At 58.6% G+C, this 19,123-nt stretch carries 18 protein-coding genes; 11 read left to right on the top strand and 7 right to left on the bottom strand.

Features of this window, described 5'->3' with window-relative positions:
* Positions 1-31: 31 nt before the first annotated feature.
* The 5 genes from CFB02_RS06385 to CFB02_RS06365 all read right to left on the bottom strand — a co-directional run bounded on the left by CFB02_RS06385 (position 32) and on the right by CFB02_RS06365 (position 6,255).
* Positions 32-1,591 (bottom strand): FGGY-family carbohydrate kinase, encoded by a 1,560-nt coding sequence (locus CFB02_RS06385; protein WP_088557349.1) that lies wholly within the window; start codon positions 1,589-1,591, stop codon positions 32-34.
* Positions 1,581-3,179, bottom strand: coding sequence for a glycerol-3-phosphate dehydrogenase/oxidase (locus CFB02_RS06380; protein WP_088559185.1), 1,599 nt, complete (start codon positions 3,177-3,179; stop codon positions 1,581-1,583). Before CFB02_RS06380 ends, CFB02_RS06385 begins: the two co-directional genes overlap by 11 nt.
* A gap of 26 nt (positions 3,180-3,205) precedes the next feature.
* Complete coding sequence (locus CFB02_RS06375; RefSeq protein WP_088557348.1) at positions 3,206-4,810, bottom strand: FAD-binding oxidoreductase; 1,605 nt, start codon at positions 4,808-4,810, stop codon at positions 3,206-3,208.
* A 123-nt stretch (positions 4,811-4,933) separates the two neighbouring features.
* On the bottom strand, positions 4,934-5,596 hold the full coding sequence (locus tag CFB02_RS06370; RefSeq protein WP_088557347.1) for a transglutaminase-like cysteine peptidase: 663 nt from the start codon (positions 5,594-5,596) through the stop codon (positions 4,934-4,936).
* 8 nt (positions 5,597-5,604) lie between these two features.
* Positions 5,605-6,255, bottom strand: a complete 651-nt coding sequence (locus tag CFB02_RS06365; RefSeq protein ID WP_088557346.1) for a type II secretion system protein N — start codon at positions 6,253-6,255, stop codon at positions 5,605-5,607.
* A 166-nt stretch (positions 6,256-6,421) separates the two neighbouring features.
* Between CFB02_RS06365 and gspE the strand changes: the two genes are divergently transcribed.
* The 11 genes from gspE to gorA all read left to right on the top strand — a co-directional run bounded on the left by gspE (position 6,422) and on the right by gorA (position 16,320).
* Complete coding sequence (gene gspE, locus CFB02_RS06360; RefSeq protein WP_088557345.1) at positions 6,422-7,930, top strand: type II secretion system ATPase GspE; 1,509 nt, start codon at positions 6,422-6,424, stop codon at positions 7,928-7,930.
* Between the two features lie 3 nt (positions 7,931-7,933).
* Positions 7,934-9,145, top strand: a complete 1,212-nt coding sequence (gene gspF, locus CFB02_RS06355; RefSeq protein ID WP_014576990.1) for a type II secretion system inner membrane protein GspF — start codon at positions 7,934-7,936, stop codon at positions 9,143-9,145.
* A 68-nt stretch (positions 9,146-9,213) separates the two neighbouring features.
* A complete protein-coding gene (gene gspG / locus CFB02_RS06350; RefSeq protein WP_088557344.1) occupies positions 9,214-9,666 on the top strand; it encodes a type II secretion system major pseudopilin GspG in 453 nt (150 codons plus the stop codon).
* Between the two features lie 6 nt (positions 9,667-9,672).
* A complete protein-coding gene (gene gspH / locus CFB02_RS06345) occupies positions 9,673-10,203 on the top strand; it encodes a type II secretion system minor pseudopilin GspH (RefSeq protein WP_088557343.1) in 531 nt (176 codons plus the stop codon).
* Complete coding sequence (gspI, locus tag CFB02_RS06340) at positions 10,200-10,574, top strand: type II secretion system minor pseudopilin GspI (RefSeq protein ID WP_088557342.1); 375 nt, start codon at positions 10,200-10,202, stop codon at positions 10,572-10,574. The genes gspH and gspI overlap by 4 nt, the downstream gene beginning before the upstream one ends.
* Positions 10,571-11,350, top strand: a complete 780-nt coding sequence (gspJ, locus tag CFB02_RS06335; RefSeq protein WP_088557341.1) for a type II secretion system minor pseudopilin GspJ — start codon at positions 10,571-10,573, stop codon at positions 11,348-11,350. The genes gspI and gspJ overlap by 4 nt, the downstream gene beginning before the upstream one ends.
* Positions 11,351-11,356: 6 nt before the next feature.
* The gene (gene gspK, locus CFB02_RS06330; protein ID WP_088557340.1) at positions 11,357-12,361 is read left to right on the top strand and encodes a type II secretion system minor pseudopilin GspK; all 1,005 of its coding nucleotides are present in this window, start codon (positions 11,357-11,359) and stop codon (positions 12,359-12,361) included.
* Between the two features lie 2 nt (positions 12,362-12,363).
* Entirely contained in the window at positions 12,364-13,668 is a 1,305-nt protein-coding gene (gene gspL / locus CFB02_RS06325; protein ID WP_088557339.1) for a type II secretion system protein GspL, read from the top strand.
* A 3-nt stretch (positions 13,669-13,671) separates the two neighbouring features.
* Positions 13,672-14,202: a type II secretion system protein GspM gene (gspM, locus tag CFB02_RS06320; RefSeq protein WP_088557338.1), complete on the top strand. Its 531-nt coding sequence runs from the start codon at positions 13,672-13,674 to the stop codon at positions 14,200-14,202.
* 58 nt (positions 14,203-14,260) lie between these two features.
* Entirely contained in the window at positions 14,261-14,932 is a 672-nt protein-coding gene (locus CFB02_RS06315; RefSeq protein ID WP_088557337.1) for a GNAT family N-acetyltransferase, read from the top strand.
* 26 nt (positions 14,933-14,958) lie between these two features.
* Positions 14,959-16,320: a glutathione-disulfide reductase gene (gorA, locus tag CFB02_RS06310; protein WP_088557336.1), complete on the top strand. Its 1,362-nt coding sequence runs from the start codon at positions 14,959-14,961 to the stop codon at positions 16,318-16,320.
* 38 nt (positions 16,321-16,358) lie between these two features.
* Here gorA and CFB02_RS06305 read toward each other — a convergent pair whose 3' ends face one another.
* Positions 16,359-18,302, bottom strand: coding sequence for an ATP-binding protein (locus tag CFB02_RS06305; RefSeq protein WP_088557335.1), 1,944 nt, complete (start codon positions 18,300-18,302; stop codon positions 16,359-16,361).
* Entirely contained in the window at positions 18,295-19,047 is a 753-nt protein-coding gene (locus tag CFB02_RS06300) for a hypothetical protein (protein ID WP_227519342.1), read from the bottom strand. Before CFB02_RS06300 ends, CFB02_RS06305 begins: the two co-directional genes overlap by 8 nt.
* Positions 19,048-19,123 lie beyond the last annotated feature (76 nt).

Genomic DNA, 19,123 nt, shown 5'->3' with positions numbered 1-19,123 from the left:
GTTGGGTTGATGTGCGAAAAATGCTGGCCTCTCAGGAGGGATACCCCGTGATATTCCTGATCTTTTGGTACAGAGGCTGCAATTGAGGATACATTTTGAGGTAAACCTCGGAATACAGTCGTTGGTAAAGAGCCTGGGTTTCTTCGTTAGGATGAAAAACGTCGCCAACCCGGGTCATGTTTGCCACGGCCGTGTCGAAATCTGGATGCAGGCCCAGCCCGACAGCCGCATCAATAGCGGCGCCCAAGCCGGAGGTCTCATAGGTGTGAGGCCTTTCGGCGGGGAGGCCGAACACATCAGCGGTCAACTGCATGGCCACATCACTCTGGGAGCCGCCTCCGGCCACCCTGAGTTTTTTGATCTTCACGCCGCTTCGCTTTTCGATTTTTTCTTTTCCTTCGCGCAATGCGTAGGCAAGACCTTCGAGGATGGCGCGATAAATATGCGAACGGGTGTGAACGTCCCCGAATCCGATGATCGAGCCTTTCGCTTCGGGCCCGGGCTGGCGCACGCCGGGTGACCAGTAGGGCTGCAGCATCAGGCCCATGGAGCCCGGTGGGACCGCACGAACAAGTTCATCGAACAGCGCTTCCGGCTCGATACCTCTCTCCTGCGCCAGTTTCTGTTCCCGCAACCCGAATTCGCGTTTGAACCAGCTGACCATCCAGAAGCCGCGGTAAATCATCACTTCCGTTGAGTACCGGCCGGGCACGGCGGAGGGATACGGCGGCATTAGCCGGATCGGTTCGACGTAACGCTGGCTGGTCGTGTTGATGGTGGCAGTGGTGCCATAGCTCATACAGCCGATATCGGGTGTCAGCCCGCCAGAGCCGAGAATCTCGCAGGCCTTGTCGGAAGCAGCGGCGATCACGGGCAGGCTTTTGGCCAGGCCCAGGTGCTTGCAGGCTTCGTCGGTCAAATGGCCCAGTGTTTCGCCGGGTGCAACCAGCTCAGGCAGCATGGAGGGCTCGATCGGCATCGTCTGCCATTTGAAATCCCGCCGGCTGGCCCAGCGATGCTTTTTATAGTCGAAAGGCAGGTATCCCACTTGGCTGCCGGTCGAGTCCCGGAATTCCCCGGTGAGTCGGTAGTTGAGATAGCCAGACAGCAACAGGAAATACCGGGTTTTCGACCAGATCTCGGGTTCATTCTGGGCGATCCAGTTGGCCTGGGTTTTTTCCCGGAAACGGTTGATGGTGTCTTCCAGGCGGGCAACTTTGAAGAGCCATCCCCAGGGCCCTTTGACGGACCCTTCGACCCTTGCATGTCGCTGGTCGAGCCAGATGATTGCCGGGCGTAGAGGCTGGCCGTTTTCATCCAGATTTATGACGGTGCCGCGCTGGGTGGTCACGGTAACGCCGGCAACCTGATCCGGTGTCGCGTCTGTAGAGTTCCAGAGCAATTGGCAGGCTTCCCCGAGCTGCTCCCAGAAGTAGTCCGGGTGCTGCTCGGCCCAGCCGGGCTCTCTCGAAAAATAGGGCTCGATTTCCTGCTTGCCTTTGCCCACCAGATTGCCACGGGTATCGAACAGCAGCGCCCGGACGCTCTGGGTGCCATTGTCGATGGCCAGGATGAGCGGCTCAGCTGGCATCGGAGGCCTCCTGGGGTGGCAGCGAATAGGCGTTGTGATAGATCGACAGGTAGCGGGCCTGTTCCTCCTCCCAACGCTGGTCAGCCCAGCCAAGCAGGGGCTGGCAGTGGTTACGAATCTGCGGGAGAAGGGCTTCGCCCGCATTCGGTAGTACCATGCCTAACCGCGTTCGTCGCAGAAGCAGGTCATCCAGATGTTGCACATCCTCTCTCCGGCACGCCCAGCAAAGCTCCGCCCAGAGCAGGTCGGAAGCCCGATCCGGAGTGACAGGCTCCAGTGGGCCCGAAGCAAGCAGTTGATCAAGCTCGGGGCCATAGAACCCCTGCAGTCGCTGCCAGCACTGGTGGCTAATGGCGGCTGGCCTTGAGGAGTGTTCTGTGCCCTGAAACACCGGTTTGGATGCGGGCCGCAGAACCTTGCTGGCGTCTTCTCCAAGCCCCTTGGTGAGCGCCTCACGGGCGATGACCCGGAAGGTGGTGAGCTTGCCGCCGGCAATGCTGACCAGCCCCCGATCCACCCGAAGTGCGTGTTCCCGGTTTTCCTTGGATGGTGCCTTGCCCGTGCCATCGGTTACCACCGGCCTTACACCGGCCCAGCTTGAAAGGATGTCGCCTCGGGTAATGGTGCTTCCCGGAAACAATCGTGAGGCGATCTCAAGCAGGTAGGCGGTCTCGGATTCAGAAATCACCGGCTCCTGATCCAGGTTGCCCTCATGGTCGATGTCGGTGGTGCCGAGGACTGTAGTGCCCAGCCATGGGAAGGCAAACACCGGGCGGCCATCTTCCGGATGAAACAGGGAAACCGAACAGGACACCGGCAGACTGCACCAGGGCAGCACGAGATGGCTGCCACGCAGGGGCCGGATGTGCATGGTGTCTTCAGAGGTCTTGCTGGACTGCAGCCGATCTGCCCAGGCACCGGTGGCATTGATGACCAGGGGCGCGAAGACCTCAATGGGCGTATCGTTTTCCTCTGCCTGAATCAGCAAGCCGGATACATCGCCGTTGCTGCGCTTTATTGCATCGGCTCGTGTGTAATTCAGGCACATGGCGCCGTCCCGCCGGGCTTCGGCAATCAGGCGCAGGACCAGGCGCGAGTCGTCGGTGACTGCGTCGGTAAAACCGCTGGCGCCGGCGAGTTTTTCGCCCGTCAGGCCCGGCACCCAGAGCATGGATTCGGCCGGGGTCAGAAAGTGGCGGCTCCGGTTGCGGGCAATAAAGTCGTAAACCCGAAGCAGTGTCTGGAACAGGCGCGGTCCGGGGAACTGGCCTTTGAAGTGCGGCATGATGAAGCGCAGGGGCTCAATTAACCCCGGTGCTTCCGCCATTAACCGTTCCCGCTCGCGTACTGCGTCTCGGGTAAGACCGTAATGCCCGCTGCCCAGGTACCGGAGGCCACCATGCACCATCTTTGAGGACCGGCTGGAGGTACCCCAGGAAAAGTCCTTCTGTTCTACCAGAAGCGTGCGCAGGCCGCTGCCTGCTGCTTCCCGGGCCACGCCAGCGCCGGTAATTCCGCCGCCGACCACCACCACATCAAATTCGTTGGTCCCTGAACGCAGCGCATTGAGGATTTCAGTCCGGGTCATATTGGGGCTCCCATTCGGCGTTGCGCTCATTTCATCAGTGTTTCCGGGTTCAGGATCGCGTCCGGGTCAAAGGTGCTGCACAGGGAGCGTATCGCCAACATGCCCAGTTCGCCTTTTTCCACCGGAAGATAAGGCGCGTGATCCTTGCCGACACCGTGTTGATGGCTGATGGTGCCGCGGTTGTTCACGATCAGTTCAGAGGTGCTGGTTTTGAGCGTTTGCCAGCGCGCGAGTGTTTCCTCGTAGCTGTCGCCCACCCGGAACACGTAGGTGGTGTAGATGCTGCAGCCCTGGCTGTAGAAGTGGGAGAGGTGGGTGAAGACATGGGTGTTCTCGTTCTGGTCTTTCAGCCCGTCACGCAGGCTGGTCTCGATCAGACCCAGCAGATTGTCGACGTTGTCCCAGTCAGTGGCCGTTTCCAGAGTGTCGACGGCATAGCCCATCTGCCAGAGGGCCTCTCTCAGATAGGGCATGGTAAAACGCTTGGCCGCCCATTTGTCGCCGAGCCGCGTGCCGGTATAGACGCCGTTTTGGGCCTTGCAGATGCTTCGGGCCTCTTTCAGGGCGTTTCGGGTCTGCAGTCGGGAGCCGGTGATCCCGAAGGTCATCATGCATTTGCCCTCACCAGCGCCCCTCAGCGAAAGGAAACGATCGAGCATGCCGATAAGCCGGGGGTGGCCGGCCAGCGCGAGCTGGGTCTCGGTCTCTACGGCATTGCTGAGCCTGAGCATGGATAACTGGGTTCGGTTCTGCACCAGCAGGCGGCTGGCCGTGCGGGCGCTCTCCCAATCCGGAAAAAAGACCACATGAAAGCTTTCGTGGTCGGGCAGCGGAGTAACCCGCACCTTCACCTCGGTAATCAGCCCAATGCGGCCTTCCGAGCCCAGAATCATTTCCCGGATGTCCGGACCTGCGCTGGAGGCCGGTATGGTGGGCAGGTTAAGAGTGCCTTGCAGCGTTTCGACCCGGCCCCCGGCAAAGAGTTGTTCAATGCGGCCATAGCGCAGGGATTGCTGGCCACTGGATCGGGAGGCCACCCAGCCGCCGACGGTAGAAAGCTCGAAAGACTGGGGAAAATGCCCCAGTGTGTAGCCACGGGCCCGGAGTTGGGACTCAACGAGTGGCCCGGGCGTTCCCGCACCAAACGTCGCAATTTGGCTGTCCGTGTCCAGGTCGATCAGGCGATTCATCCGGCTCATGTCCACAGTCAGCACTGGCTGGCCTTTATCCACCGGATTTATGTGCCCGGCCACACTGGTGCCGCCACCGTAGGGAATCAGGTGAATGTGTTGCTCCGCGGCCCAGGAGAGCAGGGTTTGCACCTCTTCGCTGGTGGTGGGGTAGGCCACGCCATCCGGGAACACACCAAACTCGCCGCTGCGCATGGCAAGCCAGTCCGCAAGACTCTGGCCGCGGGCATGCCGCACGCGTGCTTCCGGGCCTGTATCGATCAGTGATTCCAGCTCTGCCGGCCGGGTAAGGCGGGTTTCCGGTACTTTGGCGCAAACAGAATCCAGGGTCGCGTCCGCCAGAGGACGGCCACTGCCGATGCGTGATGCCAGAAAGTCCTGGCCTTGTTCCGGCATTGCCAGATTGAATCCCTCGTCGCCCCAGCCGTTCCAGCGTCGCATGTGTTTTATTCTCCAGATTAAAAACGAATGTGGCGCATTTTATCGGCTCTGCGTCATTCGACGCTGTCGCTTGGCGCCAGGGTTCCTGTCATTTGCCGCCAGCGGCTGGCTTTGGCAACCCGCTCAGGGTCGGAGCGATTCCGTCAGGCGGCTGTTGAGGTCCTGCCACCGTGAGAGCTTGCCCGCCTCGCCGATCCGGGTGCGCGCTCCGCCGGATTGGTTCAGCCAGAGGCCTTCACCGTTGAAGCTGTAAACGGGCTCAAGATCAGTACGTTGTGACGCAGGTTTAATGTCATTTATCAGGTTGTCCAGAATCAACGGATCGGCGTCTGGCTCCGGGTACCACGCCAGCACCATGTGGGCCTGGTTCAGTTCCAGCGCTTTGACATAGACGATTCGGAGCTGGTCATCGGGCACGCCCATGGACTTGAGGGTCAGGTATTTGGCAATCGAGAAATCCTCACAGTCACCACCGTTGGTGGTCAGCAGTTCTACCGGGGTTGCCCAGTAGTCTTCTTCGCCCCAGTGGCGGATATCGCTGACAAACGCGACTCGATTGAAGAAGGAGTTCACCAGCCGGAGCTGCCGGTCGATGGGGGCGTTTGCGGCCAGAGAATGCAGGCGCTGCCAGTTTTCCAGGCGCTGGTGGGCTTCGGTTCCGAATTCTTCCTGAACATAGTTCATCAGACGGGAGCCCAGCTCGAAGGCACTCACAAGAGAGACCACGAGCAATAACGCAGGCAGAAGAGTGGAACGGCGGCGTATCTGAAGGGCGGCCGTTTCCATAGCGCGCCTCAGTTATTGTTCCGTAGGCGTTCCCTGAGCTGCTCAAGGCGCCGGCGGATTTCCTCCCGGCGCTGCTCATCGCTGTTGGCGGAAGCGGGCGCTCTCGAGGGTGAGGGGGATGCAGTCTGCTGGACGGCGGGCGAAGGCTCTGCCTGCTGGTCGGCCGTGAAGGATATGCCGCTGCGGTCTTCGGATTCCGGGAAGTAGAGGTTTTCGAGTTTGCCGGAACGTTCAATGATCACCCGGTTTGGATGCACCGAGCGCAGTGTGGCATTGCCGGGCAGTTCGTCACCAACCAGGTAGGCTTCGGTTTTACTCTTGTCATCTTCGATCAGCGCGCTGCCCGGAAAATCACCATCTGCGGCCAGTACGCCCCGAAGGAATAGTCGGAGGTTGGTTTCAGGGAGATTCTCGGTATTCATTTCTACCGGCGCGCTTTCGCCGGATGCAGCTCCGAACAAATCCAGGGAGGAAAGGTCCACGCTAGGTGGCTCACGGCCGGCGGCCGGGTCGGAGACCAGTGGCTGCACGTTATCGTACTGTCCCTGCTGGCCTTCCATTTGCCAGAAACGGTAACCCTGCCAGGCTGTCAGGGCGACCATGGCCGCCCCTGCTACGAGCGCGAGAATCAGGGGAAGCCGTTCATTGTTTAGGAGCATTGATCATCCTGAATGCAAGTTTGTGGGCCGGGAAAAAGCTCACAGGTTATCAGACTGCAACGTTTTATTGGGAGTATAGTGTATAGAGTTATTCAGCGGGTCCATATCCTGTGGTAGCCTTTCTGAATTAGTTGAATCGAAAAGGGTTTCACGAACGAGGACGACCTTGACCACAGACACTGAACTTCAGCCGCAGGATGCTCCGCTGGGCCGTCTTCCGTTTACGTTTGCCAAGCGCAACGGAGTAATCCTGACCCGCTCGGATGCGGGCGAGCCGGTTATTCTGGTTCGGCCCGGTGCGTCCCATTCTGCGCTGGCGGAAGCGAACCGTATCAGTGGCGGTCGTGCCCGTTTTGCCACCATCGATCCGGACCGGTTCGATCAGGCCCTTAACTCTGCGTATCAGAACGATTCCGCTGAAGCCATGCAGATGGTGGAGGGGATCGGCGACGACATGGATCTGGCTTCCCTGGCGGATTCGGTGCCGGAAACTGAGGATTTGCTGGAGCAGGAAGACGATGCTCCGATCATCCGGCTGATCAATGCCATTCTCACTGAAGCGGTGAAAACCAGCGCCTCGGACGTTCATATTGAAACCTATGAAAAGCGCCTTGTGGTTCGCTTCCGGGTGGATGGCGTGTTGCGGGAAGTTGTGGAGCCCAAGCGCGCACTGGCTCCGCTTCTGGTGTCCCGGATCAAGGTTATGGCAAAGCTGGATATTGCCGAGAAACGGGTGCCCCAGGATGGCCGTATAGCGCTGAGGGTAGCTGGAAGGGAAGTGGATATTCGTGTGTCGACCATGCCGTCTTCAAGCGGCGAACGCGTGGTTCTGCGTTTGCTCGACAAACAAGCAGGTGCCATACGGCTGGAATCCCTGGGCATGGCGGGGCAGGACCTGAAGGTTCTGCGCAAGCTGATTTACCGGCCTTACGGCATTTTGCTGGTCACCGGCCCGACGGGTTCCGGTAAGTCCACCACACTCTATGCCTCGCTCCAGGAAATTAACGACCGTAGCCGCAACATCCTGACTGTTGAGGACCCCATCGAGTATAACCTGCCGGGTATCGGCCAGACCCAGGTGAATACCAAGGTAGATATGACCTTTGCCCGAGGCCTTCGGGCCATTCTGCGTCAGGATCCCGACGTGGTGATGATTGGTGAGATCCGGGACCTGGAAACGGCGGAGATTGCGGTACAGGCGAGTCTGACCGGTCACCTGGTACTTTCTACACTGCACACCAACACTGCCGTTGGCGCCATCACCCGGCTTATGGACATGGGAATTGAGCCCTTCCTGATTTCATCAAGTCTGGTGGGCATTGTTGCCCAACGGCTGGTTAGGGTTCTGTGCAAGGAATGTCGGGAGCCGTATACACCCACGGAAGAGCACTGCGACTTTCTGCAGCAGTATCCCGCTAACCCGCCGACCATTTACCGGGCAACCGGCTGTAGCCATTGCAACCAGCTCGGTTACCGTGGACGTATTGGTATCTATGAGGTGGTGGAGATCTCCGAGGAAATCAGTTCTCTGATCCACAAACGTGCCGGGGAGCTGGACCTGGAAAAGGTGGCTCGCCAGCATGGGCCCAGTATTCACGCAGACGGCGTGCAGAAAATCCTGGATGGTGTGACCACGGTGGAAGAAGTACTCCGCGTTACGCACCGGGGTCAGTAAACCATGCCAGCATACGAATACAAGGCGCTCGATTCCCGAGGCAAGCAAAAACAAGGTGTCGTGGAAGCCGATGCGCCGAGAGCCGTTCGCCAGCAACTTCGGGAGCGAGGCCTCACCCCGCTGGCCGTCGAGCCGGCCGCCGAGAAACAGACCAGAAGCAATCCCCTGAGCAGCCGGGGTTCGCTGGCTGCGGCCGATCTGGCACTGGTTACCCGCCAGCTGGCAACTCTGATCCAGTCCGGCATTCCCATCGAGCAGGCGCTCTCGGCTGCCGCTCAGCAGTCACCGAAACCCAGAATACGCAGCATGCTGATCGCCATACGAGCGAAAGTCATGGAAGGGTACACCCTGGCGGATAGCCTCGGTGAGTTTCCCCGGGCATTCCCGAGGCTGTACCGGTCTACCGTTGCTGCCGGTGAGCACGCGGGCCATCTCGATCTGGTTCTGAACCGGCTCGCGGATTACACCGAAAACCGTCAGGAGGCTCGCCAGAAAATTCAGCTGGCGGCCATCTACCCCATCATTCTCAGTATTGTTGCCATTGCCATCGTCGTGTTCCTGCTGACCTACGTGGTGCCGGATATCATCGATGTGTTTCTGAAGCAGGGGCAGGAGCTGCCAACGCTGACCATGGCCATGCTTGCGGTGTCGGAATTTCTGGCGGATTACGGTGTCTATCTATTTATACTGCTGGTCGCCGCATTGATGGTGTTCCGTTTTTTCCTGACCAAGCCCGGGTTTAGACTGCGGTTTCACAAACGTCTGTTACACCTCCCCTTGTTTTCAGGGATGGTTCGTGGCGTTAACACTGCCCGATATGCCAGCACCCTCAGCATACTGACGACCAGTGGCGTGCCGCTGGTAGAGGCAATGCGCATTGCCGGTGAGGTGTTATCCAACGATTTTCTGCGGCAGGAACTGCGGGATGCAGCCAGAAAGGTCAGCGAAGGCGGCTCATTGCACCGTTCCCTTGATCAGACCGGGTATTTTCCGCCGATGATGCTGCACATGATCGCCAGCGGGGAGGCCAGTGGTGAGCTGGACAGCATGCTGGAGCGAACCGCGCGCATGCAGGAAAACACCCTTCAATCAAAGATCGCTGCGATTGTGGGGCTGTTCGAGCCGATGATGCTACTGGTAATGGGCGTGGTGGTGCTGATCATCGTGCTGGCCATCATGCTGCCGATACTGAACATGAGTAATCTCGTGGGGTGAAACCCGCGCCGGAGCGTCAGTCGACGAGCCCGGACCAAAAGCAATCCATGCCAATAACGAGTGAGACAATGACGACCAAGAACCTCAATTCACATAACCGTAACCGCGGCTTTACCCTGATTGAAATCATGGTGGTGATGGTGATCCTGGGCCTGCTGGTGGCCATCGTGGCTCCAAACATCATGGGTCGGAGTGACCAGGCCAAGGTCACCGTGGCGGAAACCCAGTTGAGCAACATTGCCAATGCGCTGGACCTTTATCGCCTGGACAACAGCCATTATCCCTCCACCCAGCAGGGTCTTGAGGCGCTGGTCTCCATGCCAAGTGGCAGCCCGGAGCCCAAGAACTGGAACTCCGACGGTTACCTGAAGAGCGTGCCGGAGGATCCCTGGGGTTCTGAATACCAGTACGTAAGCCCGGGTACCGAAGGCCCCTATGATCTGTATTCCTATGGCTCTGACGGCCAGGAAGGTGGCGACGGCGACGCTGCGGATATCAGCGTCTGGAACACCGAGGGCTAAATCACTGTGCAGGTCAGATCCCGACAGACCGGTTTCACCCTGATTGAAATACTGGTGGTCCTGGTGGTTGTGGGTCTGCTAGCTTCTCTTGCCGTGTTTACCATGGGGGGAAGCTCCCAGCAGCGCGAACTGGAAAATGAGGTCCGGGAACTGTACCTGCTTATGCAGACAGCCTCGGAGCAGGCGGTTCTCAATAACCTGGAGCTGGGCCTGAAGCTGGAGGAAGGCGGCTACCAGTTCGTGGCTTATCAGGATCAGACCGGCGACTGGAAGGCCTCCGGTGAGCGTATGTTCCGGGCCCGGAGCCTGCCGGAGTGGCTGACGGTAACCGAGTTCATCGAAAGCGACGCGCCCAGGCTGGCGTCATCCGAAGATACCCTGTTACCGGACGTCGTTTTTTTCTCCAGTGGCGAGACAACGCCGTTCGAGCTTGAATTCACCATTGGCAACGGGTCAGACACCATGCACGTTCTGGCTTCGGATGGTGTGTCGCCCATGGAATGGCGCAAACCGGGCGATGAGGGGAGCAGCGGGTGAGGGCGCACAAAGGGTTTACCCTGATCGAAGTACTCATAGCCTTGCTTGTGTTCGGCCTGATTGCAACGGCTGCGGCCGAAGTCGGAAGCCAGTACATTTCCAGTTACGAACGGGTTCGGGACAAAACCCTGGCGAGCTGGTTGGCAGATAACCGAATTAACGAAATTCGGCTCCAGGAAAACATCCCGGGTATCTCCGAGAACTCCAAGGATACCGATTTCGGGCCGTATCGTTGGCGGGTGACCACCGCGATTCTTGCAACCGCCGAGGCGAAGATGCGTCGTGTGGAGGTCACGGTTGCCCGTTATCGCGAGGAAGGCGCGGCGCCGGATCCGATTCATACCCTGTCGGCGTTCGTGGGGGCACAATGACGTTCCCGTCCGCACGAAGCTGCCATCCGCAACAACGTGGTTTCACCCTGCTGGAGGTTTTGATTGCGGTTACCATCACTGCCGTTATCGGGCTTGGCGTTTGGCAGGTTATCAACGGGGTGGTCAATTCCCGCGATCGGGTGAACGAACTGGCGGAACAGTTCGACGGTTTGCAACGGTCCATGCTCCTGCTTGAGCGCGATATCATGCAGGTGGTGAACCGGCCAGCAAGGGACATTTACGGGGATTTCCAACCAGCGCTCTCCAGCCGTGAGGACGACTTTTCCCTGTTGCTGACCCGTCAGGGGTGGCGGAACCCCCTGGGTATTCGCCGCAGTGGCCTGCAGCGTGTCGGTTGGGAATATACTGGCAGCGAACTGCGGCGCCGGTACTGGCCCATGGTGGATCAGGGCCAGGAAGATGACAGCCGCGATGTGCTGCTGCTGGAAGGCGTAAAGCGCCTGGAAATAAGGTTTCTGGATGCCAACCGGAGCTGGCAACTGCAATGGCCAACCGATGAGGTGATGGCCGGACTGACCCCGGGTAGCCGCCCGGATATTCCACTGCCGCTGGGCATGGAAGTGACCCTGGAACATGAACGTTTTGGAACGCTGGTGCGGACCTTTGCATTACCGGATTTTGATCCGGCCATTGCCCAGGGTGCAGTAAACCAGGCCAACCAGGCGGCCAGCGAAGCGGAAGAAGAAAGCGCAGAAGAAGAGGCTACCGGAGAACAGACCGGAGAGAATAGCGGTACAACGGGGCAGGGAGGCTAGTTAGCGATGGGCCAGACCCCAAGGTTGCCGGACCGTCAGCGCGGCGTTGCTTTGATCATGGTGCTGCTGGCCATGGCTCTGGTGGTCATGCTTGCTTCGGGGATGACCCAGCAGCAGAGTTTGCGAGTGTTCAAGGCGGGACATTATCTGGCTCAACAGCAGGGCCAGAGTATCGCACTTGGCGCCGAGGCGTTCGCCCGCCAGATCCTGCGCAGGGATTTCGACGAGGACAAGGAAGAGAACCTGATGGTTGATAGCCTTGACGAGTTCTGGGCCGCCAATGCAGCCGTTCTGCCGCTGGATGACAATGGTGTGGCTGAGGTCCAGATTGATGACCTCGGAGGTCGCCTTAATCTGAACGACCTGGTCGGCGCCAATGGCCAGGTGGACCCCATCGTCAGAGATCGTTTCGTCCAGTTGTTTGCTGCACTGGGGATTACTGCAGTTTCTGTAGATTCGCTGGTGGATTGGATCGACCCCAACGACCAGACCGTCACGGCCTACGGCGCCGAGGACGGCCAGTATCTGATGGCTGAGCAGGGTTACCGGGCTGCCAACCAGCCGTTCGCCACGGTGACCGAATTGCGCCTGATCGAAGGCATGACCGAAGAGATTTATCGGGCCCTGAGGCCCCATGTAGCGGCACTTCCTGTCAATGGTGCGGGGATCAACGTGAACACTGCGACGGCCATGGTGATCCGCTCTCTCCATGAAGAGCTGACGGACGCCCAGGCGGCGTCTATTCTTGAGAAGCGGGAAGAGGAACGGTTCGAGAATCTCCAGGACTTTCTGGCTTTACCTGAGTTCGCCGGGCTCGGGCTCAAGTCGGTTGGACTGGGGTTGCAGACACGGTTTTTTGAAGTTGCCTCGCGGATTACCTACGATAACCGTGTCGTGAATATGGTCAGTACCGTGTTCCGGACTCCGGAAGGCGAAGTCCAGACGGTTAACAGGGATATCGGGCAGAAAAACCGAATTACCAAAGAGCCTTTCACAATTTCAGAAGGATAATCATGTCTTATCGCCTTTACGTCCGCCCAATACCGCCGTTCGCGGACGCTGACCAGGACCCCGATGCCCAGATGTTCAACTGGGTCCTGCACGATGCCAGTGGCGATGCGCAGGCTCGCGGCGTAGGCGACAGTCGGGAAACCATCGAGCATACCCTCGGCCAGAATGCGCTGGATAATGTTCTGTTGATCGGCCTTATCCCCGGCGAAGAAGCGATTTTTTGTCTGGCTGATATTCCCGCAAAGCAGAGCCGGTTTATCAATCAGGCGTTGCCCTACGCTGTCGAGGAGCAGATTGCCCAGGACATTGATTCTGTTCATCTGGCGCTGGGTGCCCATACCGATGACGGCTACCGCGTCGCGGCCATTGATCGCGAACGGATGGGGCAGTGGGTGAATCTGTTCAGCGGCTGGGAGCATGCTCGGCTGGAAGCCATTTTTCCGGATGCCTCATTGTTGCCGCGCACCGAAGGCGGCTGGTCGGTCTGCCTGGATGGCGAAACGGCAATGATGGTGAGCGAACGCGGCGAGTGGCTGAGTATGCAGTCTGCGAACCTGGGAATGTTTGCTCACACCCTGGCTGCCCCGTCTGCGGAGGAAGTGGTGGCTGAAATTCCGGTCATGCTTTATGGCACCGCTGATGAATTTAATCTCCAGCAATCGGCCATCTCGGAGTTGAACGGTTCTGGTCGGCTTGCGGTTCGCCAGGAAGGTCTTGAACTCATGCCTCTGGAACTGCTGGCCTACGCCCATCACCATCATCTGTGCGAACCGGTAAACCTGTGCCAGGGCATGTTCTCGTCCAAATCGGGCAAGGCGAGTCCGCTCAAACCATGGAAGCCCCTCATTGCAGTTGCGGCCGTCTGGTTCGTGGTTCAGGTGGCGGTGAATGCCGGAATGGGATTCTACTATCAGAATCAGGCAGAAAAACTGCGAAACGAGGCCATGGCAATCTACCGCGATGCGTTTCCGAATGACCGGCGTACCCATGCCGGCAACGTCCGGCGCGTGATCGAAGGCCAGTTGCGGGTTGCCGGCTCCAGTGGGCCGGAGGTGGACTTTATCACCCTGATGAAATACACCGGACAACAGTATTCCCGTTTGCCGGGCAGCCAGGGAGTTAATTTCAATTCAGTGAATTACAGCCGCTCACGGGGTGAGCTGGTCGTAGACGTAAGAGCCGATAGCTATGACCGTTTGAGCGCTCTGCGCAACGGCCTTGCGAACCAGGGGCTGGAGGCGCAGATTGGTTCGGTGGTGAACGAAGCGAGCGGCGCCCGCGGCCGCCTGACGGTCTCAGGAGGTTAAGGTATGCTTTCCCGAATCAAGGATCAGCCGGCGGTCGGCAAACTCATTGCACAGTATGATCAATTGCCCCGTCGTGACCAGCAGGCTTTGGTGGTGCTGGCCATCGCCGTTTTTCTTGGCCTTCTGTATTTTGCCGTCTGGCGTCCGGCTGCCGGGTTTTACGACCAGTCGGAAGCTGCCAGAGATAACGCCGGCGAGCTGCTGGCCTGGATGCAGGCAAACCAACGGACGATTCAGCGTCTTGGCAATACAGGCGGTGCCAGCACCACGGCGTCGGCGGACAAACCTGCGGATGGCCGTGCCCTGATGGCTCTGGTGACCCGTTCCGCCGGGGAGGCGGGCCTGTCACTTCAGCGCTTTGAGCCCAGCGGTGAAGACGCCATCCGGGTCTGGCTTGAGAATGCACCTTTTGCAGAGGTTGCCGCTTGGTTAGAGCGATTGAATGGTAACCATGGTGTCGTCATTGACCAGGCGGCCATGGACAGGGCCAGTGAGCCAGGGCGGGTTTCCGTTCGTCTCACACTGGCGATCTGATTCTGAAAAAACCAGATTCCGGGCCTTTTGCCCGGAACTGATGCAGGAGAGGGAAGCGATGAGTAACGGCAGCGACAACAAGAACAAATCCGAGCCAGCCATTGTTCGTCTGGACGAAACGGCGCGGAATGAAGCCAGATCCATTCTGTTTCACGCCTACCGGAACGAGCCGACGTTCCAGTACCTGTTCGATCACCGGCGCCCCGGTTACGATCAGAGGGTGCGGGCGACCATAAGGGAACTGATAGACCTTTATTTTGAGCTTGATCAGGATGCCATTGGTGTGATGGTTGACGACACGCTTGTGGCCGTTGCGTTCATCGGGGATCCCGAATTAAGGATGAACCTGGCTGATCAGATCAGCTGGCGGATTCGTATGGTGCTGACGACGGGGTTTGCCTCTACGCGTCGGTATCTGGACTACCACGAGAAAATTCGCGACATGTTGCCACAACCAGTGGCGCATCAGTTGCCCATGATGGGGGTTAATCCCAAATACCAGAATCGCGGCTACGGCCGTTTGCTGCTGAACACCGTTGAAAAACTCTGTGCCGAGAACCCGCGTGGCAGCGGGTTGGTGCTCGATACGGGTAACAACCGTTATCTGCCGTTTTATGAATCCGAGGGTTTCCGGAGCCTTGGCAAGATTCAGCTCGGCGACTTCGAAGATCACGTGTTGTTCAGGGAAGTGCATCCGGAAACCAAAACGGCCACCTCCGGCCAAACCTGATTTTTAAATGTGTAACGGGAGAAGCTGTGTCTGACCAGCAGGATTTTGATCTGATCGTTATCGGAGCCGGCTCCGGCGGCGTTCGCCTCGCGCGGATGTCTGCCCAGCGGGGCGCCAGGGTGGCTGTGGTTGAATCCAGGTATCTTGGCGGAACCTGCGTTAACGTTGGCTGCGTGCCCAAGAAACTGTTTGTGTACGGCGCTCACGTTCACGATGAGCTGGAAGATGCAGCCGGCTACGGTTGGCAGGTTCCACTCGACGATGTCAGTTTCGACTGGCCGAAGCTGGTTGCGAACAAGAATGCCGAGATCGAGCGTCTGAATGGCATTTATGGCCGGTTGCTGGAAAACGCCGGTGTGACCATCATCGAAGGAACGGCGTCATTGTCAGACGCCAATACCGTGGTCGTCGGGGAGACGTCCTATCGGGCCAAACACATCACGATTGCCACCGGCAGCTGGCCGGTTATACCGGATGTGCCCGGCAAGGAATGCATTCTTACGTCCAACGAGATGTTTTACCTGCCGCAGTTGCCGAAGCAGGCCGTGGTCTGGGGCGGTGGCTATATCGCTGTGGAGTTTGCCGGCATCCTGGCTGGGTTGGGTGTTGATACAACCTTGCTGTATCGCGGTGATCTGTTCCTGCGCGGGTTTGATGGCGACATCCGACGGTTTACCGAACAGGAAATGCGGAAAAAAGGCGTAAACCTGCAGTTCGGAGTGACCATTGAATCGGTTGAGGCCGAAAATGCCCACTACCGGGTTCAACTTAACAATGGCGAAACCCTGGAGACTGGCCTGGTGATGGCGGCAACCGGTCGTCGTGCCCTGGTTGACGGTTTAGGTCTGACTGATCTTGGCGTTCAGCTCAGCGCCTCGGGGCATGTTGTCGTGGATGATCACTTCCAGACTGCCGTGCCCTCAATTACTGCGCTGGGTGATGTGATTGGAACTCCTCAGCTTACGCCGGTTGCCCTGGCACAGGGCATGGTGCTATCCAGACGTTTGTTCGGCGATGGCAAAGGCGAAATGGACTATTCGGCCATTCCAACGGCCGTCTTCTGCCAGCCAAACATCGGGACGGTTGGGCTGACCGAGGAAGAAGCACGGGAAGCGGGGCATCGACTGCGTATTTACCGCTCAGAGTTCCGCCCGATGAAATACACCCTCAGTGGTCGTGACGAACGGAGCTTGATGAAGCTGGTGGTAGACGACGAGACTGATCGGGTATTGGGTGCCCACATGGTGGGTCCGGACGCTGGTGAGATTACCCAGGGGCTGGCGGTTGCCATCAAGGCTGGTGCGACCAAGGCCCAGTTTGATTCTACCCTGGGCATTCATCCGACATCTGCCGAGGAGTTTGTCACCATGCGCGAGCCGGTGGCGTGATTCAGTGCCGGCGTCCGGTTCTGGGCGCCGGAACCTTTCTAGAGCTTGATCCAGCGGCTGAGCACTTCCCGCAGCATTTCCTTGCGAACAGGCTTGGCCAGATAGTCGTTCATGCCACAGTCGAGACAACTCTTTTCCGTGCCGGGCAGAACGTCCGCCGTTAGTGCAATGATCGGCGTCCCTATCTGGCCGTTGCTCTGTTCCCATTCCCGGATATAGCGGGTGGCTTCGTATCCGTCCATCACGGGCATCTGACAGTCCATCAGTATGATGTCGTAGCCCGTATGATTAGTGGTCACCCTGTCCAGTGCTTCCTTGCCGTTGTTGGCGGAATCGGTATGGAAACCTAATCGCCTGAGCATAGCCGTGGCAACGCGCTGGTTTACCGGATTATCTTCCACCACCAGGGCGTGGCTGGTGCCATTAATCGTCTCCCTTGGCGGTGTACCGGAGGGCTCGGGCTCTCTGGGTCGATCCGCCAGCTCGAAGGGCAGCTCAAACCGGAACGAGGAACCCTTCCCTAGATCCGTTTCTACCTGAATGTGTCCGCCCATGAGTTCAACCAGCCGCTGAACCAGGGACAGGCCAAGCCCGGTGCCCCCGTATAGCCGGCTGTTTCCGCCGTCGACCTGTTCGAACGAGTTGAAAATGTCCTGAAGGCGCTCGGTCGGAATGCCGGATCCAGAGTCGCTGATCGAGCAATTCAGAATGATGCAGTTGTCTTCCAGAGCGAAAAAGCCCGCCTGGATATTGATAAAGCCATCGCCAGTAAACTTGATGGCGTTGTCAGCCAGCCCCGCCAGAATTTGCCGCAAACGCGCGGGGTCACCGATGACAACGGGGTTGTCCGGCCAGTCGCCGAAGAACTTGAGATTGAGGGCAAGGCCCTGTTGCTCGGCGAGGTGTCGGTAGGTGGCGGTGCAGTTGGAAATCAATTCCCGAAGGTTAAACTCCTGGCTGTCGAGCTTCAGGGTACCGCTGTCCATCTTCGAGTAATCGAGGATGTCCCCGATGACGGTCAACAGATCCTCGGTGGACTGCCGGGCAGTGTTGAGGTACTCGCGCTGGCGTTGGGTAAGTGGTTCTTCCTGGATCAGATCGACCATCCCAAGCACCCCGTTCAGGGGCGTGCGCAACTCATGGCTCATGGTGGCCAGAAATTCGGATTTCGCCTGATTTGCCATCTCGGCCTTTTCCCGGGCACCTTCGGACGCGGCGAGGGTCTGGTCCCGTGCTGTTTTCAGACCGGCCAGATGATGAGCCAGTTGGTTAAGTCGCTCTTCAATGGCAACGATCTCCTTCGAACTCTGGTGAGTATTCAGGGTACGCTCCTGGTAGTCACCATCGGTGAGTTGACCGATTCGCCCGGCGAGGTCCCGTATCGGTGCCAGAATGGCTCCGAGGAAATGATTGATGATCAGAATGCTGAACAGCAGCAGGGCCACGCCAACGGCGATCGATGTCCAAAGAATATCCTGCCGCCGTTCCGCAAGAACATCCTGGCTCACGCCAACCTGAACAGTGCCAACCCGCAGAGAACCGGAACCGAAGCCATAGTCCGGCTCAAACCACTCCGCAGTGCGCTCCGAACCAAATTCCAGGGGCTGCTGGAGAATCTCGGCTTCATAGATCTGGTAGTGCTCGGATATCTCATCCGGGTTGATCGGTTCGTGGGAGACGAAGCCAAGTTGGTCTCCCATAACGTCGGAGGCCCGGATCCAGTCGGCTTTACTGCGACGCAGCGACTGGGACAGGATCTGGTCCAGTGCCAGAGTGTTGCCAGAGACAACGGCGTATTCCAGGGCAGGGGCGAGGCTGTCGGCAAGCATCTGGCTGCTGTCGGACAGATCCCGGCGCGCATCCTCAAGGCGCACAGACGTGAAGAACACCATCAGCACGATAAACATGAGGATGGCTGGCAGAGCTCCGAGGAGCAGTAGCTTTCGGGACATGGGGTGCTGTCGCCTGTGGCTGTTATTCATCAGACGCCTCCCCATTCGTTAACTGTCGATCCACCCGTCTGGCAATATCCTCACGGCTCGGCAAGGGAATGTTCAGAGAGCGCGCAACCTGGGCATTGACTTCGACCCGAAAGTCTTCCGGATACGAGGGTTCCGGATATGCACCGGTTTCGAAAAAGGTCGATAAAAAGTTGCCTGCCATCCCAACCATTTCAGGGAACTGGGCATAACTGGAGGCCAGGGAGCCTGCTTTAACATAAGCCTGCGTGGGGCCGATGACGATCTTATTACGGCGATAGGCGGTCAGCAGAATATGTTTGATGGTTCGGGGGTTGTAAATGGCGCTGTCGGGCGCTGCAAGCAAGAAATCACCGTAACCAAGGGCCCGGACAAGCGTCGGAATCAGCTCATCGTTGCTGTCGACCAGAAAGATCTTCGCCGACATGCCGTAGGCCGGCAGTTCATCGATCAGGGGCTCGTACAGTTCAACGGAATCCGCGGTTGCCAGCAGGGCAATCTTGTTGGCCTGGGGCAAAATGGCCTTTCCCGTCAGAGCCTGGCGGATCAGCGGCACGTCGTATAACACCGCCGAGATCTGGCCCGGCGATCGCTCGGCAAAGGCGGAAATAAAGGATCGGTCGACCAGCATTGCCAGGATCGCTGCAGACCGGTTGGCTTGACGTGCCCGGGAGAAAGCGGCTGGGCCGACCGTAATGATCGGGCTGTTCTCCAGAGTGGCCAACTGGTCGTCGGAGACCTCGGTCAAGGAGGTCGCTGGCCCCAGCTGACTTCTCAGGAGCTGAGTCAGATGTTGATCTAAAGGTGCGTTGCCTGAGCCGACA

Origin of the sequence: Marinobacter sp. es.042 (assembly GCF_900188315.1) — a bacterium.
Classification (GTDB): Bacteria; Pseudomonadota; Gammaproteobacteria; order Pseudomonadales; family Oleiphilaceae; genus Marinobacter.
This window is presented reverse-complemented; position numbering and strand designations above follow the sequence as displayed.

Excerpts from the sequence above, each read along its gene's own strand:
- gspL (WP_088557339.1), top strand. The coding sequence starts at position 12,364 with ATGTCTTATCGCCTTTACGTCCGCCCAATACCGCCGTTCGCGGACGCT.
- gspK (WP_088557340.1), top strand. The coding sequence starts at position 11,357 with ATGGGCCAGACCCCAAGGTTGCCGGACCGTCAGCGCGGCGTTGCTTTG.
- CFB02_RS06315 (WP_088557337.1), top strand. The coding sequence starts at position 14,261 with ATGAGTAACGGCAGCGACAACAAGAACAAATCCGAGCCAGCCATTGTT.
- CFB02_RS06380 (WP_088559185.1), bottom strand. The coding sequence starts at position 3,179 with ATGACCCGGACTGAAATCCTCAATGCGCTGCGTTCAGGGACCAACGAA.
- CFB02_RS06365 (WP_088557346.1), bottom strand. The coding sequence starts at position 6,255 with ATGCTCCTAAACAATGAACGGCTTCCCCTGATTCTCGCGCTCGTAGCA.
- CFB02_RS06305 (WP_088557335.1), bottom strand. The coding sequence starts at position 18,302 with ATGAATAACAGCCACAGGCGACAGCACCCCATGTCCCGAAAGCTACTG.
- gspG (WP_088557344.1), top strand. The coding sequence starts at position 9,214 with ATGACGACCAAGAACCTCAATTCACATAACCGTAACCGCGGCTTTACC.
- CFB02_RS06375 (WP_088557348.1), bottom strand. The coding sequence starts at position 4,810 with ATGCGACGCTGGAACGGCTGGGGCGACGAGGGATTCAATCTGGCAATG.
- gspF (WP_014576990.1), top strand. The coding sequence starts at position 7,934 with ATGCCAGCATACGAATACAAGGCGCTCGATTCCCGAGGCAAGCAAAAA.
- gspJ (WP_088557341.1), top strand. The coding sequence starts at position 10,571 with ATGACGTTCCCGTCCGCACGAAGCTGCCATCCGCAACAACGTGGTTTC.
- CFB02_RS06370 (WP_088557347.1), bottom strand. The coding sequence starts at position 5,596 with ATGGAAACGGCCGCCCTTCAGATACGCCGCCGTTCCACTCTTCTGCCT.
- gspM (WP_088557338.1), top strand. The coding sequence starts at position 13,672 with ATGCTTTCCCGAATCAAGGATCAGCCGGCGGTCGGCAAACTCATTGCA.
- CFB02_RS06385 (WP_088557349.1), bottom strand. The coding sequence starts at position 1,591 with ATGCCAGCTGAGCCGCTCATCCTGGCCATCGACAATGGCACCCAGAGC.